The 15,152-nt window shown below is 68.5% G+C and carries 17 protein-coding genes; 11 read left to right on the plus strand and 6 right to left on the minus strand.

The window, feature by feature from the left end; translation table 11 throughout:
* The coding region (locus tag E3O19_RS03695; protein WP_166804446.1) for an alpha/beta fold hydrolase at positions 1-341 on the minus strand (341 nt) is incomplete at its 3' end.
* A gap of 120 nt (positions 342-461) precedes the next feature.
* Between E3O19_RS03695 and E3O19_RS03700 the strand changes: the two genes are divergently transcribed.
* Genes E3O19_RS03700 through E3O19_RS03710 form a run of 3 tightly spaced genes read left to right on the plus strand, consistent with a single transcriptional unit; the run spans position 462 to position 2,418 of the window.
* Positions 462-1,541, plus strand: coding sequence for a zinc-dependent alcohol dehydrogenase family protein (locus E3O19_RS03700; RefSeq protein ID WP_134565359.1), 1,080 nt, complete (start codon positions 462-464; stop codon positions 1,539-1,541).
* Between the two features lie 5 nt (positions 1,542-1,546).
* Positions 1,547-2,062 carry a DNA polymerase III subunit gamma/tau gene (locus E3O19_RS03705; protein ID WP_134565360.1) on the plus strand — a complete coding sequence of 172 codons (516 nt, stop codon included), beginning with the start codon at positions 1,547-1,549 and terminating at the stop codon, positions 2,060-2,062.
* On the plus strand, positions 2,059-2,418 hold the full coding sequence (locus E3O19_RS03710) for a hypothetical protein (RefSeq protein WP_134565362.1): 360 nt from the start codon (positions 2,059-2,061) through the stop codon (positions 2,416-2,418). The genes E3O19_RS03705 and E3O19_RS03710 overlap by 4 nt, the downstream gene beginning before the upstream one ends.
* Before the next feature lie 92 nt (positions 2,419-2,510).
* Here the strand turns inward: E3O19_RS03710 and E3O19_RS03715 are convergent, their stop codons facing one another.
* Positions 2,511-2,927: a DoxX family protein gene (locus tag E3O19_RS03715; protein WP_134565364.1), complete on the minus strand. Its 417-nt coding sequence runs from the start codon at positions 2,925-2,927 to the stop codon at positions 2,511-2,513.
* A 97-nt stretch (positions 2,928-3,024) separates the two neighbouring features.
* On the opposite strand from E3O19_RS03715, the gene serA reads away from it, so the two are divergent.
* On the plus strand, positions 3,025-4,617 hold the full coding sequence (serA, locus tag E3O19_RS03720; protein ID WP_134565366.1) for a phosphoglycerate dehydrogenase: 1,593 nt from the start codon (positions 3,025-3,027) through the stop codon (positions 4,615-4,617).
* Here serA and E3O19_RS18545 read toward each other — a convergent pair.
* Positions 4,607-5,200, minus strand: coding sequence for a TetR/AcrR family transcriptional regulator (locus tag E3O19_RS18545; protein ID WP_134565367.1), 594 nt, complete (start codon positions 5,198-5,200; stop codon positions 4,607-4,609). The two genes, serA and E3O19_RS18545, sit on opposite strands and share 11 nt — an antisense overlap.
* 61 nt (positions 5,201-5,261) lie before the next feature.
* On the opposite strand from E3O19_RS18545, the gene E3O19_RS03730 reads away from it, so the two are divergent.
* Entirely contained in the window at positions 5,262-6,788 is a 1,527-nt protein-coding gene (locus E3O19_RS03730; RefSeq protein WP_241981171.1) for an MFS transporter, read from the plus strand.
* 49 nt (positions 6,789-6,837) lie between these two features.
* Here E3O19_RS03730 and E3O19_RS03735 read toward each other — a convergent pair whose 3' ends face one another.
* Positions 6,838-7,077, minus strand: coding sequence for a DUF6458 family protein (locus E3O19_RS03735; RefSeq protein WP_134565371.1), 240 nt, complete (start codon positions 7,075-7,077; stop codon positions 6,838-6,840).
* Between the two features lie 130 nt (positions 7,078-7,207).
* Here E3O19_RS03735 and E3O19_RS03740 point away from each other — a divergent pair, with 130 nt between their 5' ends.
* From E3O19_RS03740 to E3O19_RS03750, 3 genes are read left to right on the plus strand one after another with little or no spacing between them, the layout of a single operon-like run.
* Entirely contained in the window at positions 7,208-8,290 is a 1,083-nt protein-coding gene (locus E3O19_RS03740; protein ID WP_134565372.1) for a 3-isopropylmalate dehydrogenase, read from the plus strand.
* Positions 8,287-9,456 (plus strand): branched-chain amino acid aminotransferase, encoded by a 1,170-nt coding sequence (locus tag E3O19_RS03745; protein ID WP_134565374.1) that lies wholly within the window; start codon positions 8,287-8,289, stop codon positions 9,454-9,456. The genes E3O19_RS03740 and E3O19_RS03745 overlap by 4 nt, the downstream gene beginning before the upstream one ends.
* Positions 9,453-10,217: a fumarylacetoacetate hydrolase family protein gene (locus E3O19_RS03750; RefSeq protein ID WP_134565376.1), complete on the plus strand. Its 765-nt coding sequence runs from the start codon at positions 9,453-9,455 to the stop codon at positions 10,215-10,217. The genes E3O19_RS03745 and E3O19_RS03750 overlap by 4 nt, the downstream gene beginning before the upstream one ends.
* Positions 10,218-10,353: 136 nt before the next feature.
* Here E3O19_RS03750 and E3O19_RS03755 read toward each other — a convergent pair whose 3' ends face one another.
* Positions 10,354-10,971 (minus strand): TetR/AcrR family transcriptional regulator, encoded by a 618-nt coding sequence (locus E3O19_RS03755; protein WP_134565378.1) that lies wholly within the window; start codon positions 10,969-10,971, stop codon positions 10,354-10,356.
* Positions 10,972-11,072: 101 nt separating this feature from the next.
* Between E3O19_RS03755 and E3O19_RS03760 the strand changes: the two genes are divergently transcribed.
* Both E3O19_RS03760 and E3O19_RS03765 read left to right on the plus strand, forming a co-directional pair.
* Entirely contained in the window at positions 11,073-12,107 is a 1,035-nt protein-coding gene (locus E3O19_RS03760) for an NADP-dependent oxidoreductase (protein WP_134565380.1), read from the plus strand.
* An 87-nt stretch (positions 12,108-12,194) separates the two neighbouring features.
* Complete coding sequence (locus E3O19_RS03765) at positions 12,195-12,902, plus strand: type 1 glutamine amidotransferase domain-containing protein (RefSeq protein ID WP_134565382.1); 708 nt, start codon at positions 12,195-12,197, stop codon at positions 12,900-12,902.
* Between the two features lie 40 nt (positions 12,903-12,942).
* On the opposite strand, the gene E3O19_RS03770 is transcribed toward E3O19_RS03765, so the two are convergent.
* Complete coding sequence (locus tag E3O19_RS03770; RefSeq protein WP_134565503.1) at positions 12,943-14,031, minus strand: aminotransferase class V-fold PLP-dependent enzyme; 1,089 nt, start codon at positions 14,029-14,031, stop codon at positions 12,943-12,945.
* A 150-nt stretch (positions 14,032-14,181) separates the two neighbouring features.
* Between E3O19_RS03770 and E3O19_RS03775 the strand changes: the two genes are divergently transcribed.
* Positions 14,182-15,150: a LysR family transcriptional regulator gene (locus tag E3O19_RS03775; RefSeq protein WP_134565384.1), complete on the plus strand. Its 969-nt coding sequence runs from the start codon at positions 14,182-14,184 to the stop codon at positions 15,148-15,150.
* The last annotated feature ends 2 nt before the right edge of the window (positions 15,151-15,152 follow it).

Genomic DNA, 15,152 nt, shown 5'->3' on the forward strand with positions numbered 1-15,152 from the left:
CCAGGGGTGCCGGCGCCCTCGGCGGCCCCGGCGAGCCCGAGCGCACGGAGCAGGTCGGCGGCATCGTCGGCGTGCCGCGCCGAGTCGCACGGCCAGCCGTCGCTGCCGCTGCGCAGGGTGCCGCGGGGATCGTAGGTGACGACGGTGAAACCAATGAGTCTCTCGGCGATCGGCCGGAACATCTCGGCGTCGTCGCTGGCGGCACCGATGATGAGGATCGCGGGGCCCCGGCCGCGCGTCTCCGCGTACAGCCGACATCCGTCGATGTCGTACCAGCCGACACGTGGTTTCTGCGCGCCCGGCACTGCGAAGGGATTGTCTCCGGACTTCCAATCCGTCATGGAGGAATCCTATGACGGTCGGCATCGGAGGGAGAGCGGAGCAGTGAGGCAGCCCCGGTCGGAGAGTACCGTGGTCGGCGTCGGGCGGCCGCCCGGATGACTGTGGACGAAGGAGAGATCATGAAGGCGCTGGTTTATCACGGTCCGGGGAAGAAATCCTGGCAGGAAATGCCCGACCCGAAGATTGTCGGTTCGGCCGACGTGATCGTGCGGGTGGACACGACCACCATCTGCGGCACGGACCTGCACATCCTCAAGGGCGACGTGCCGGCCGTGCAGGAGGGCCGGATCCTGGGTCACGAGGGGGTTGGGACCATCATGGAGGTCGGCAGCGCCGTCGCGACTCTGGCGGTCGGCGACCGGGTCATCATCTCCTGCATCAAGTCCTGCGGACACTGCGTCAATTGCAAGATCGATCTGTACTCACACTGCCTGGGCGACGAAGGGGCATCCGGTATCGGCTGGGTGTTCGGCCACCTGATCGACGGCACCCAGGCCGAGTACGTTCGGGTACCCTACGCCGAGAACTCCCTCTACAAGGTGCCGGCCGGGGTCACTGACGAGGAGGCCGTCATGCTCTCGGACATCCTGCCGACGGGATTCGAGATCGGCGTGCAGTACGGCGGGGTGAAGCCGGGGGACGTGGTGGCGGTCATCGGCGCCGGCCCGGTCGGGTTGGCCGCCATCGCGACTGCCGGGCTGTATGGCGCGGGCACCATCATCGCCATCGACCTCGACCAGAACCGGTTGGAGCAGGCCAGGCAGTTCGGGGCCACGGATGTCGTCGTCTCGGGTGCCGCCGACTGGAAGCAGCAGGTGCTGGCCCTGACCGACGGTGCCGGCGTCGACGTGGCGATCGAGGCTGTGGGGGTCCCGGAAACCTTCACCATGGCCATCGAGGTGGTGCGCCCCGGGGGGAACGTGGCCAATGTCGGCGTGCACGGAAAACCCGTCGAACTGCACCTGGAGAACCTGTGGATTCAGAACATCAACATCAGCATGGGGCTGGTGAACACCAACACCACGCCCATGCTGCTCAAGCTGGTGGCGCAGCATAAGATCCCGGCCGGGAAGCTGGCCACCCACCGGTTCCGGTTCGACCAGTTCGTGGAGGCCTACGACACGTTCGCCCGCGCGGCAGAGACCAGGGCGCTCAAGGTCGTGATCAGCCGGGGCGAGGGTGACGCCCCGCTAACCTAGGGCTTATGAACTCTCCACGCGAAGACGATGCCATGGGCTGGGCCGGCGACGACGACCCGACCCTGGAGACCGGCACCGGAACGGCATCCTCCGGCGGAGCAGACAGCGCCGACGCGGAGCATGACTCCGACGCCCCGCCGGCCACGGCCACGCCGCCCGAGGGCTGGACCGTCGCCGGTCCCGCGTCCGCTGTCCAGGCGCACGAGGCCGCCGAGGCCGCCGCCGCGCCCGTAAGTTCCTTCGCGCTGATCTCCCTCGGCGTGTTCTGCGGGGTCTACCTGCTCTACACGATCGGCTGGTTCATCGGCATCTCCCGGATCGACAATCCGCTGTCGGACGCCGTGGGGGCGTTCATGTTCTCGCTCGGACTGTGGCTCGCCGTCGCAGCCCCCGCCGCCTGGTTCGGCGCGACCTTTTGGCTGACCCGCACCAGGCCACGAGCCAGGCTCGGCCTGCTCCTGCTCGGTGTCGTCCTGCTCGCCCCGCTGCCCTTCATCATCAACGCCGGGGGAATCTCATGACCGCGACCGACGCAACCCATGGCGCTGGCAAGGCGGCCGGCACGCCGCGCTGGCTCTTCCTGTCCATGGCCATCGTCTTCGGCCTGTTCTACGCCTACGACGCGTGGGAGGGCGTCGGCAACCTGGTCGGTCTCAACGTCGCGGCCCAGAGCCTCGACACCACCCTGAGCGGCTTCGGCTGGGGGCTCCTCATTGCCGGCGTGCTCCTGCCCGTCGCGGTGTTCGCGCTCGTGATCCGGCTCGGCCGCGCTCGCGCGGTCGGCGTGCAGGCGCTCCTGTTGCTCGTGGGCCTGTGCCTGGTCGCGGCGCTCTCCACGGACATCTTCATGTTCGGCCTCGGCAGCCTCATCGTCTGACCCCCAGCCGGACCGATGCACCTCGCGGCGCAGCTAACAGAAGCGGGCGCAGGGTTTAGCCTGCGCCGCGAGCGCACGCCTACGCCGCGACCCTAGACCTGCGCGGTGGCCACCGGCACGATCGCGAGCGCGATCATGGCCACGAGCAGCGCCTGGCCGACCAGCCGGGGAACGAGCGGGATTGCGATCCGGCCGAATCGCTCCGGATGCCGGGCCGCGAAGGCATTCGCCGGGAACACGGCGACGAGGAACACGATCAGGCAGATCCCGCTCGTCACAATCAGGGGTCGATATAGCAGGCCGAGGCCGCCGGCGATCTCACACAGGCCGGTGAGGATGACCAGCGCCCGCGGGTTCAGGATACCGGTGGATCGCAGTCGTGGCGGGATCATCGCTGCCATCGTGCGCTGCACGGAGGGAAGGAAATGGGTGACCCCTGCCCCGATGAAGACCACCGCGAGAAGGAGGCGGAGGACGGTTTGGAGGTCGGTCAATGTAACGCTGCTCATTGCCCTATTCTGCAGCCGATAGAGTGTTTTTCTAACTGGCGCCCCACGGTCGCGGCGCAAGCCCACCCTTTCTGCTGCAATCGGAGGAACCTTTTTCGTGTCAAAACCAGTCGTACTCATTGCCGAAGAACTCTCGCCCGCAACCGTTGACGCCCTTGGACCGGACTTCGATGTGCGCAACGTCGACGGCACCGACCGCCCGGCCCTGCTCACAGAACTGGCGACCGCGCACGCCATCCTGGTGCGCTCCGCGACGAAGGTGGATGCGGAGGCCATCGCAGCCGCACCGCTGCTCAAGGTCATCGCGCGCGCCGGCGTGGGCCTCGACAATGTGGACATTAAGGCCGCGACCGCGGCCGGCGTCATGGTGGTCAATGCCCCGACCTCAAACATTATCTCCGCGGCCGAACTCACGGTCGGCCACATTATCAGCCTCGCCCGGCACATTCCGCCGGCCCACGGCGCGCTCGAGCAGGGCCAGTGGAAGCGCTCCAAGTACACGGGCGTCGAGCTCTACGAGAAGACGATCGGAATCATCGGCCTCGGCCGGATCGGCGCCCTCGTCGCCGCACGAATGCAGGCCTTCGGCACGAACATCATCGCCTTCGACCCGTACATCACCTCGGCACGCGCGCAGCAGCTCGGCGTGACGCCCGTCACCCTCGACGAACTGCTGGCCCAGTCGGACTTCGTCACGATTCACATGCCCAAGACGCCCGAGACGACCGGGATGCTCGGCGCGGCCCAGTTCGCGCTGATGAAGCCGACCGCCTTCGTCGTCAACGTGGCCCGTGGCGGCCTGATCGACGAGGCCGACCTGCACGACGCCCTCGTCGCAGGGACGATCGCTGGGGCCGGCCTCGACGTCTTCGTCAGTGAACCCCCGACCGGATCGCCACTGCTCGGCCTGCCGAACATCATCACGACCCCGCACCTTGGCGCGTCGACCGATGAGGCGCAGGAGAAGGCCGGTGTCTCGGTGGCCAAGTCGGTCCGCCTCGCGCTCTCCGGCGAACTCGTCCCTGACGCGGTCAACGTCGCCGGCGGCGTCATCGACCCGTACGTGCGTCCCGGCATCCCGCTCGTCGAAAAACTGGGCCAGGTCTTCTCCGGCCTCGCCGCGCACAGCCCGCTGACCAGCGTCGACGTGGAGATCCGCGGCGAACTGGCCGACTACGACGTGAGCGTACTCAAGCTCGCCGCGCTCAAGGGAATCTTCACGAACGTCGTCAGCGAGACGGTGTCCTACGTGAACGCGCCGCTCCTGGCGGAGCAGCGCGGCGTTGCCGTTCGCCTGCTCACCGACAAGGAATCGCCGGAGTACCGCAACGTCATCACCCTGCGCGGCGCTCTGGCCGACGGCTCGCAGGTCTCGGTGTCCGGCACCCTGACCGGCACCAAACAGATCGAGAAGATCGTCGAGGTGAACGGCTACGAGGTTGAGGTTCCGTTCGCGGAGCACCTCATCGTGATGGTCTACACGGACCGCCCCGGAATCGTCGCTGTCTACGGCCGCGAGTTCGGTGACGCCCAGATCAACATCGCCGGGATGCAGATTGCCCGCCACGTCGCCGGCGGGAAGGCGCTCAGCGTGCTGACCGTGGACTCACCGGTGCCGGTCAGCCTCCTCACCAAGGTGCGCCACGCGATCGCCGCCGACGTGATGGTCGAGATCGCCCTCACCGAGTAGCAGGCCGCTGGGCCATCCGCCCGATCACGGCCAGCAACCGGTCCAGCCTCGCCGCCGATGTCAGATCGGCGGCGGGCTGGTCCGGACCCGCAAGGGTGGATTCGTAGTACAAACCGTCACTGATGAGCATGACCGCTTCGGCCACGTCGGGGTCGCCCACCGCCTCCTCGATCACCGCCAGCCACTGGCGCCGGGTGGAGGCCAGGGCTTGGTTGGCCAGCGGATGTGCGCCCTGGGCCAGGCGCACTGAGGCGCCGATCGCCTGGTCCAGCCTCGTTCCCTCGCTCATCGACGTGCGGATCAGGTAGTCGATCGGGCCGGCCGGGGCCGCTCGAATCTGCTCCACGTCGTCGGCGACGAGCGCGGCCAGACGGGCGAGCAGCCCTTCGACGAGGGCGTCCTTCGAGCCGAAGTGGTAGAGCAGGCCGCCCTTGGACAGTCGGGCGGCCACGGCCACCGCCTCGAGGGTGGCAGCCCGTTCGCCCTGGTCGATCAGGAGCTGCGCGAACGCGTCGAGGATGCGGTCGCGGGTGGGCACCGACGCCGGTGCGCGGCCTGCGGGGGATGCGAGATCGGAGGGCATGGTGCTACTGTACCGTCTGGACGGTGTAGTAGCCGTCCATCGAATCCGAAAGCAGCTTCCCGTGTCGTCCGACCTCCGCCAGATCGCCCCCGTCGCCTCTGAACTCAGCCCCCGCCGCCGGTGGTGGGCGCTGGTCGTGCTCATGCTTCCGGTGCTCCTGGTCTCGATCGACAACACCGTGCTCAACCTCGCCCTCCCCGCCATCTCAGAGGCGCTCCGGCCCACGGGTACCCAGCTGCTCTGGGTGATCGACATCTACCCGCTCATGCTCGCCGGGCTGCTCGTGGCCATGGGCAGCCTCGGCGACCGGATCGGCCGCCGTCGCCTGCTCCTGATCGGATCAGCCGGTTTCGGCACCGTCTCCGTGGTGGCCGCCTTCGCCCCGAGCATCGAATGGCTCATCATCGATCGCGCCGTGCTCGGTGTGTTCGGTGCCATGCTGATGCCGCCGACCCTCTCCCTACTCCGCTCCGTCTTCACGGAACGCGACCAGCGACGGCTGGCGATTGCCATCTGGGCCAGCGGTTTCGCCGCCGGCAGCGCACTGGGTCCGGTCGTCGGCGGTGTGCTGCTGGAGCACCTTGCCTGGGGTTCCGTCTTCCTGCTCGCCGTGCCGCTGCTCCTGCCGCTGCTCGTGCTCGGCCCGCTGCTCGTGCCGGAATCGCGTGATCCGCACCCCGGCCGGATCGACCTGCCGAGCATCCTGCTCTCCCTGGCAACCATGTTTCCGGTTGTCTACGGTATCAAGGTGCTGGCCGAACACGGACCGTCCGTCAGCACTGTCGGTCCCATCCTGCTCGGGCTGTTCGCCGGCATCCTCTTCGTGCGCCGCCAGCCTCGCCTGCCCCAGCCGATGATCGACCTCGCGCTCTTCCGCACGGGCGCCTTCAGCGGGGCGATAGGCGTGAACCTGCTCAGCGTTGTCGCCCTCGTCGGCGGGTTGTTCTTCATGTCCCAGTACCTGCAACTCGTGCTGGGCCTGTCTCCGCTCGCAGCCGGGCTGGTGCTCGTGCCCGGCCTGACCGCCATGATCGTGGCCGGCCTGGTGATCGTGCCGATCTCCCGGCGCGTGCGGCCCTCGCTCGTGGTGCCGGCGGGCCTGCTGATCTCGGCCGGGGGCTACCTGGCGATCGCCCTCGGTGGTGCGACGTTGGACGCGGTCGGGGTCGCGCTCGTCTTCGCTCTGCTCGGGATCGGGATCGGTGCGGCGGAGACCGTGTCGAACGAACTCGTGGTGGCGACCGCGCCGGCGGACAAGATGGGCGCGGCGTCCGCGGTCGGTGAAACGGCCTACGAGCTGGGCGCGGTGCTGGGCACGACGATCCTCGGTACCATCCTCACCGCCGCCTATCGAGGCGCTGTGGTGCTTCCGGAGACGCTGAGTGCCGCCCAGCGGTCGGCCGCGGAGGAGACACTCGGCGGAGCCGTTGCCGTGGCCGGGGGGCTTCCGGTCGGCCAGGCCGACGCGCTGCTCGCCTCAGCGCGGGACGCCTTCGGAACCGGCATCGGGCCCACCGCCTGGATCGGGCTGGGCCTGGTCCTGGCCGCGGCCGTCGTCGCGCTGCTCACGCTGCGCAAGGCACGTTGAAGCGGAGCTCCGGGGAGCGTCGGGCGCAGTGTGGAGCGTAGTGGACGGATCAGGCGTCGTCGATCGAGCGCTTCTCCTTGGTGACCTGCTCGCCGTTGACGACGGCGCTGCGGGTGATGCTGGTGCGCTTGCGGGTGATCAGCACGATGCCGAGCACGATGATCACCGCGCCGGCGCCCATCAGGATGTAGCCGACCAGGTCGAGGTCGATCCAGTCGACGCTGATGTTCAGTGCGTAGACGAGGATGGCGCCGGCGACGACGAGGAAGATTCCGAGTCCAAGGCTCATGAAGAACTACTTTCTTTGGCCGACAGGGAGTGAACTGTCGGGTGGGTGTTGTCAGGGATTGTCCAGCTTAGACAATGGATTGCTCGCAGTAGGGTGTTTCTACAGGTAAATCCCAGACATACGGAGCCGAATGTCCACTCAAATCAAGCTCGCCGTCATTCCAGGCGACGGGATCGGTCCCGAGGTCATCGCCGAGGCGGTCAAGGTTCTCGAAGTTGCGACGTCCGCCGCCGACGTCACCTTCGACCTGAGCTGGTTCTCACTCGGGGCCGCCCGGTTCCTCGAAACCGGTGATGTGCTCACCGACGAGGACCTCGCGTCCATCGCCGCGCACGACGCGATCCTGCTCGGCGCCGTCGGCGGGGTGCCGGGAGACCCTCGCCTGGCTAACGCGAACATCGAACGAGGGCTGCTGCTGAAACTGCGCTTCTCCCTCGACCACTACGTCAACCTGCGGCCGAGCGTGCTCTTCCCGGGGGTGCCCAGTCCGCTGGCCGCTCCCGGCAACGTCGACTTCGTCGTTGTGCGGGAGGGAACGGAGGGGCCCTATGTCGGCAATGGCGGCGCGATCCGCCAGGGCACGGCCCACGAGGTGGCCAACGAGGTCTCCGTGAACACGGCCTTCGGCGTCGAACGAGTCGTACGGCACGCGTTCGCGGTTGCGCAGGCCCGGCCAGGCCGGCACCTCACGCTCGTACACAAGACCAACGTGCTCGTTTTCGCCGGCGGCCTCTGGCAGCGCATCGTCACCGCCGTCGCGACGGAATTCCCCGAGGTGAGTGTCGACTACCTCCACGTCGACGCGGCGACGATCTTCCTCGTCACGAATCCGAGTAGATTTGATGTCATCGTCACGGACAACCTCTTCGGCGACATCCTGACCGATCTGGCGGCCGCAATCAGCGGCGGCATCGGTCTGGCGGCCTCCGGGAACATCAACCCGGACGGTCGCTTCCCCAGCATGTTCGAGCCGGTGCACGGATCGGCACCCGACATCGCGGGCAAGCAGCTGGCCGACCCGACGGCAGCCATCCTGTCGGTCGCGCTCCTCCTCAGCCACCTGGGCCTGACGGATGCCGCGGCCAGGGTGACCGCCGCGGTCACCGCCGACATCGCTGCCCGCAGGGGGGACGGTGCTGCAACGGCACCGCGCAGCACCACCGACGTGGGCAATGCAATCGTGACCCGACTGACAGACAAGGGACTCCAATGAGCCAGGCAGCACCGAGCCAGACGACACCCAACGAGGCGACACCGGTCCGGGCGGCCACAACGGCTCCGCCGGCCTTCACAATCACCCGGGCGACCGCGCCCCGCACGACGGCCGAGCGCGACGCCATCCTCAGCGACCCCGGCTTCGGCAAGCACTTCACCGACCACATGGTCGCGATCGACTGGACGCTGGACGGCGGCTGGCACGATGCCCGCGTCATACCCTACGGCCCGCTCCAGCTCGACCCTGCCTCCTCGGTGCTGCACTACGGCCAGGAGATATTCGAGGGCCTGAAGGCGTACCGGCATGCCGACGGCTCGATCTGGACTTTCCGTCCCGAGAAGAACGCCACGCGACTGCAGCGTTCGGCCCGCCGCCTCGCCCTGCCCGAACTCCCCGTGGCCCACTTCATCGAGTCGATCAGGCAGATCATCACGGTCGACGGGGGCTGGGTGCCGTCCGCGGCCGAGACGAGCCTGTACCTGCGCCCGTTCATGATCGCCAACGAGAGCTTCCTTGGCGTGCGGGCCGCGCATAAGGTCGGCTATTACGTGATCGCCAGCCCCGCGGGGGCGTACTTCAGCAACGGAGTCGCTCCGATCAAGATCTGGCTCTCCACCGAGTACTCCCGGGCCGGCCGCGGCGGCACCGGTGCCGCCAAGTGCGGCGGCAACTACGCCGCGTCGTTGCTGCCCCAGATGCAGGCCTATGACAACGGCTGTGCCCAGGTGCTCTTCCTCGACGGTGAGACCAGCAGCCGCATCGACGAACTCGGTGGCATGAACGTCTTCTTCGTCTACGGCACCCACAAGCTCGTCACCCCGCGCTTGACCGGGTCGATCCTCGAGGGCGTCACCCGGGACAGTATCATTCAGCTGGCCAGGGACCGCGGGATGACCGTCGAGGAACGCGACGTGACCCTCGGCGACTGGCAGGGCGGCGTCGAATCCGGGGCGATCACCGAGGTGTTCGCCTGCGGCACCGCCGCTGTCGTCACGCCGATCGCCGAGCTCAGGGGCCCCGACCTCTCGATCGGCAACCCGGATGCCCCCGCCGGCGAGATCACGATGGCGCTGCGCCAGGAACTGACCGATATCCAGTACGGCCGCCTGCCGGACCGTCACGGCTGGCTCACCCGCCTCGACACCCCGGCCGGCCAGGCGTGAAGGTCGCGCGGTTCAGCCACGCCGACATCATCGCCTTCGGGATCATCGACGACGACGAACTGGTCGTGTTGAAGGGCGACCCGATGTTTGCCGGCTACGACCCGACCGGGGAACGGATCGGATTGCGCGAGGTCAAACTGCTTGCCCCGGTGATCCCGCGCTCCAAGGTGGTCGGGATGGCCCACTCCTTTTACGCGAACCGCGAGGAACAGGCCGCCGGCACGCCGAGGGAACCCCGGTTCTTCCTCAAGCCCAACACTGCCGTCGTCGGACCGGGCGACCCGATCGTGCTGCCGACCCAGTCCGGCGACGTGCGGGTCGAGGGGGAACTCGCCGTCGTCATCGGCAGGATCACCAGGAACGTGTCGGTCGAAGATGCCGAGGACGCCATCTTCGGTTACACGATCGCCAACGACGTGACCGCGCGCGATCTCTTCGAGCGCGACGAGGACCTGACCCGGGCCAAGAGCTTCGACTCGTTCTGCCCGCTCGGACCGGTCATCGACACCGAGTTCGACTGGACGGGTCTGTCACTGCACGGCCGAATCAACGACGAACCGTTCCAATCGGGCAACGCGGCCCTGCTGAGGCACACCATCGCGGAGATGGTGTCGTTCCTCTCCGGCGTCTTCACACTCCTGCCGGGCGACGTGATCCTGACCGGCGCGCCAGGGACATCCGGAGCCGTCGTCGAAGGCGACACCGTGCAGGTCGAGATCGCGGGGATCGGCGTGCTCTCCAACCCGGTTCGCCGCGCCTGAGCCGATTCGTACTGGGTGAACTCAACGCACTGAATGAGCGGAGCGGAACGGAAGGAGCCGGCCGACTCAGCCGGGCCGACTCAGCCAGGCCGACTCAGCCGGGCCGACTCAGCCGGGCCGACTCAGCCGGGCCGACTCAGCCGGGGGAGCCCGGGAACCAGATCCTGACCTGGCTCGACGCCGTCTTCAGCAGGGCGATGGCCTCGTCGCGGTTGACCCGGGCGACGAGCATTGCGCTCATCGAGAGCGATGACAGGGTGCGCACCCGCTCGTCGAGCCCGACGGACCCGGCACCCGCCGCTGACGGCTCCGACTTGGACGCCGACGCCAGTGCGTACCGCAGCGCGTCGGCAAGCTCGACCCGGTAGCCCTCCACGAGCGCGCGGGCCGGGTCGTCGTGGGCGGCGAGACCGGCCGCGCAATTGACCAGCAGGCACCCCATGCGAGGCGAGCCGTCCGCCAGCGAGGCCGTCGCCCGAATGAGGGCGTCGAAGTAATAGAGCAGAGCCGTGGCATCCGTGGTTCCCTCGTGCAACACGGCCAGCCGGGGCCGGATGACCGTGTCCAGGTAGTCGGTGACCGCGGCGTCGAAGAGCCCGCGTTTGCTCCCGAAGGCGTGGTAGAGGCTCGAGCGGCCCAGACCGGTGGCCGCTTCCAGGTCGGCCAGGGACGCCGCCTCGTAGCCCTTGTCCCAGAACAGGTCCCGTGCAGCTTGCACGACGACACTGTTGTCGAAGGTCTGCAGCCGCCCCATTGTCCGCTCCTTGATTTCGTGTGCCGTTCAGTCAATTTTGTGTACCGATAGGTCCACTATATAGTAAAACGATCGTTCCAAAACTAGCAGAGGAGCCCAACATGGCCTCATCCACCATCAGTACCCAGGTCCAGCTCGTTTCCCGCCCCGTCGGCTGGCCGACGGCCGCGGACTTCCGCACCGTGACCGTCGACCTGCCCGACCTCGCGCCCGGCCAGGTTCGCGTCGCTAATGAATTCGTCTCCGTCGACCCGTATATGCGCGGCCGGATGAATGATGTGAAGAGCTACGTGCCGCCGTTCACGCTGGGTGAAACCATGACCGGCGGGGCCGTCGGCCGCGTCATCGCCTCCGCGAGTGACGCGCTCGCCGTCGGCGACGTCGTCACGCACGGCTACGGTTGGCGCGACCTGGTGCAGGAGGACGCCGCCGGCTTCAAGGTCGTGCCCGAACTCCCCGGCGTGCCGCTCTCCGCCTACCTCGGCGTGCTCGGCATGACCGCCCTCACCGCCTATGTCGGCCTACTCGAGATCGCCGGACTCAAAGAAGGCGACACCGTGTTCGTCTCCGGAGCAGCGGGCGCCGTCGGCAGCATGGTCGGGCAGATCGCCAGGCTCAGGGGCGCGAAGCGCGTGATCGGCTCGGCCGGATCGGCCGAGAAGGTCGCCCTGCTCACCGGCAAGTACGGCTTCGACGCCGCCTTCAACTACAAGGACGGGTCCGTCAGGGACCAGCTCGCCGCCGCGGCTCCCGACGGCATCGACGTCTACTTCGACAACGTGGGCGGCGACCACCTCGAGGCAGCCCTGGCCTCCTTCAAGGACGGCGGGCGTGCGGCCATGTGCGGTTCGATCTCGCTGTACAACAGCACGGATGCCCCGACCGGCCCGAACAACCTGTCTAACATCGTCACCCGTGGACTGACCCTCCGGGGCTTCACGGTCGGCAACTTCTGGGGTCACCTCCCGGCGTTCTCGGCCGAGATGGCCGGCTGGCTCGCCTCCGGCGAGATCGTTTTCGACGAGACCGTCGTCGACGGCGTCGAGAACACAGTCGACGCATTCCTCGGCCTCATGCGCGGCGAGAACACCGGCAAGATGGTCGTCCGAACGGGCGAACTCGCCCCGGCGGTCTGATCCCCGGTCATCGAGCCTGTCGAGATCCCGACCCACGCACAACTTCACGCATCAATCCACGTACCCTTCACCGACAAAGGACAACCCATGACCCACGTACTCTTCGTCGTCAGCGCCGCTGACCACTGGACCCTGAACGACGGCAGCCTGCACCCCACCGGGTACTGGGCCGAGGAACTCGCCGAACCGCACCGCCTTTTCACCGAGGCAGGCTGGCAGATCAGCATCGCCACACCCGGCGGCGTGGCTCCGACGATCGACGCCGTCAGCCTGCGCCCCGAAGCCGCCGGGGGAGAGGACCGCGCGGCGGCGATCATCGACTACATCGGCACGATCTCCGGGGAACTCGACGAGCCGAAGAGCCTTGATGCCATCGACGTGGCCGACTACGACGTGGTCTTCTACCCGGGCGGACACGGCCCGATGGAAGACCTTGCCGTCGACGCCGCCTCCGGTCGCATCCTGACCGAGGCGCTCGACACCGGCCGTATCCTCGGCGTGCTCTGCCACGCCCCGGCCGCACTGCTTGCGGCGAAGCGCGCCGACGACAGCTGGCCGTTCACGGGGTACCGGATGACCGGCTTCACCGACGCCGAGGAGGTGCTTGGCGGCCTGGCCCCGAAGGCGCCGTGGCTCGTTCAGAGCCGTCTGGTCGAACTGGGCGCCGACTTCATCGCCAGCGACTCCTTCGCCCCGCACATGGAGATCGACCGTAATCTTTACACCGGCCAGAACCCGGCCTCTTCGGCCGAGCTCGCCCGGACGATCATCGCGGCCGTCGCCGACAAGGGGTAGCCGGGGGGTGTGATCGGGCTGGGGATCCCGACTGGTTCGATCACCGACTGGTTCGATCACCGGCGCGGCTCGATCGGCGGCGGCCCAGTGCCGCAAGCACGGCGTCGACGTCGCCCCTGTCATTCCAGAGGTGGAACGCCACCCTGGCCCGACCGGCCCGGCCCGACGCCGTGATCCCCGCCGCGGCGAGGCCGGCCAGGTCGCTGCCGTCGGCATCCGCCCAGGTCACGATGGACTGACCGTTCGCGGCAATGCCGAGGCCGTGGCAGAGCGCATCGCCGAGCCCGGCGTCGTGGCGCCGCACCTCCTCAGGATCGATCGAAGCGAAGAAAGCCAGCGCGGTCCGGGCGCCGACCCAGGCCGGCCAGGCTGGGGACACGTCAAAACGGCGGGCATCCTCCGCCAAGGCCATCGCGGGCCCGTAACAAGACCGCCAGGGGTCGTCCCCGGCGTACCAGCCGGCCTGGCTCGGCCGGAGCCGAGCAGCGAACTCCGGGAGCACGGTCAGGAATGCCGCGCCCCTCGGCGCACCGAGCCATTTGTAGGCGTGGCAGATCGTGGCGTCGAAGCCACCGGCGACCACCGGCATCCAGCCGACCGCCTGGGTGGTGTCGCAGAGGGTGAACGCGCCGTGGGCCCTGGCCGCCTGTGTGATCCGGTCGGCATCGGCGAGCCGCCCGGTGGCCGACTGCACGAGGGAGAACGCGACCAGCCAGGTCGCCGCCGTGACAGCCCCGGCCAGATCATCGAGCGCAATGTGCTGCACCCGCACCCCGCGGTGGGCCTGCTGCAGGAACGGGAACACCATCGAACTGAAGTCGCCGTCGACGCAGAGCACCTCGGCGCCGTCGGGCACCGAGTCCGCGACCATCGCCGCGAGCACGGATGCCTGTGACCCGATCGCCACGGCCCCGGCCGGAACGCCGACGAGGGATGCGTAGCTCTGCCGGGCGGCCGTGATGTCGGCCGTGTAGCCGGCCGGGCAGGCCTCGCCCCGCGCCCACCGCTCACCGTCTTCGCGGAGGGCCGTCACGGTGTCGATGGTCGGGAGGCCGAGCGTGCAGGCGGCGAGGTAGCGTCCCACGGTCGGCGCGTATGCGTCCTTCGCCTGCGCGAGGGTGAGACCCATGGCGGGCATGCCACGGGACGCGCTTGTCGCGGCAGGGCTGAACGGCACGGGCGGGGATGGGGCGGGCATGAGACCATCGTCCCCGGGATCGTCCCATTCGTCAACTCCCGGTATCTGATCAAATCCATAAGCAGGGTTTATGCTTAGGGGATGACGCTCAGCCAACCGGAGGCCCTCGACCTCGACTCCCAAGCGCTGCGGGTCGTGCAGCGGATCGCCGAACTGGGCTCGATCACCGCTGCGGCGCGTTCCCTCGGCTACAGCCAGCCGGCGGTGAGCCAGCAGCTGAAGCGCCTCGAGGCCCGGATCGGGTTGCCGGTCGTCAGCAGGGTCGGCCGTGGCGTGCGCCTGACCGAGGCCGGCCGCATCCTGAGCCGGTACGCGGTCACCGTCACCAACGCCCTCGACGCGGCGGCGGGAGAGCTCGGCGAGCTGGCCGGGCTGCGGTCGGGGCGCGTGCGGCTCGCCTCGTTCCCCTCGGCGTCGTCGACGATCGTGCCCACGCTGCTGCGCGAACTCGCAACCCGGCACCCGGGGCTGCAACTGAGCTACCGTGAGGCCGAACCACCCGAGGCGGTGCAGTTCGTGCGCGACCAGGCCGCGGACCTCGCCATCACCTTCAGCTACCCGGGCGACCCAGGCGACCCGCACCGGTCCAGCGCCAGGGGCCTCGCGGTGCTGCCGCTCTGGCGGGACGAGATGCTCGTGGTGCTCCCCGCCGCGCATCCGCTTGCTGACGGTGCCGTGATCGACCTGGCCGACCTTGCCTTGGAGAACTGGATCGCCGGCTGCCCCCGCTGCCGGGCCCACCTGCTCGCGCTCGCGGAGCCCCGCGGGTACGTGCCCCGCATCGCCCACGAGACGGACAACTTCGTGGCCGTGTTCGGCCTGGTCGCCGCCGGCCTCGGGGTCGCCCTCGTACCCGCCCTGGCCGTGGCGGCATCCGCCCTCCCACAGGGCGCCGTTGCCCGGCCGACCTCCGGCGGCGACTTCCGTACCATCCACCTCGTCTCCGCGGCGGGCTCAGACCTGATTCCTGCGGTGGTGGCCACGACCCGGGCCATTACCGGGCTGGATGAGACCATCTGGTCTCTCTCGCGGCTAGAGCACAATCGCTAGGA

It is taken from the genome of Cryobacterium algoritolerans (assembly GCF_004402785.1).
In the GTDB taxonomy this organism is placed as follows: Bacteria; Actinomycetota; Actinomycetes; order Actinomycetales; family Microbacteriaceae; genus Cryobacterium; species Cryobacterium algoritolerans.

Excerpts from the sequence above, each read along its gene's own strand:
- E3O19_RS03710 (WP_134565362.1), top strand. The coding sequence starts at position 2,059 with ATGACCGCGACCGACGCAACCCATGGCGCTGGCAAGGCGGCCGGCACG.
- E3O19_RS03755 (WP_134565378.1), bottom strand. The coding sequence starts at position 10,971 with ATGGGGCGGCTGCAGACCTTCGACAACAGTGTCGTCGTGCAAGCTGCA.
- E3O19_RS03715 (WP_134565364.1), bottom strand. The coding sequence starts at position 2,927 with ATGAGCAGCGTTACATTGACCGACCTCCAAACCGTCCTCCGCCTCCTT.
- E3O19_RS03700 (WP_134565359.1), top strand. The coding sequence starts at position 462 with ATGAAGGCGCTGGTTTATCACGGTCCGGGGAAGAAATCCTGGCAGGAA.
- E3O19_RS03760 (WP_134565380.1), top strand. The coding sequence starts at position 11,073 with ATGGCCTCATCCACCATCAGTACCCAGGTCCAGCTCGTTTCCCGCCCC.
- E3O19_RS03765 (WP_134565382.1), top strand. The coding sequence starts at position 12,195 with ATGACCCACGTACTCTTCGTCGTCAGCGCCGCTGACCACTGGACCCTG.
- E3O19_RS03735 (WP_134565371.1), bottom strand. The coding sequence starts at position 7,077 with ATGAGCCTTGGACTCGGAATCTTCCTCGTCGTCGCCGGCGCCATCCTC.
- E3O19_RS03740 (WP_134565372.1), top strand. The coding sequence starts at position 7,208 with ATGTCCACTCAAATCAAGCTCGCCGTCATTCCAGGCGACGGGATCGGT.
- E3O19_RS18545 (WP_134565367.1), bottom strand. The coding sequence starts at position 5,200 with ATGCCCTCCGATCTCGCATCCCCCGCAGGCCGCGCACCGGCGTCGGTG.
- E3O19_RS03705 (WP_134565360.1), top strand. The coding sequence starts at position 1,547 with ATGAACTCTCCACGCGAAGACGATGCCATGGGCTGGGCCGGCGACGAC.
- E3O19_RS03775 (WP_134565384.1), top strand. The coding sequence starts at position 14,182 with ATGACGCTCAGCCAACCGGAGGCCCTCGACCTCGACTCCCAAGCGCTG.
- E3O19_RS03745 (WP_134565374.1), top strand. The coding sequence starts at position 8,287 with ATGAGCCAGGCAGCACCGAGCCAGACGACACCCAACGAGGCGACACCG.
- E3O19_RS03770 (WP_134565503.1), bottom strand. The coding sequence starts at position 14,031 with ATGGGTCTCACCCTCGCGCAGGCGAAGGACGCATACGCGCCGACCGTG.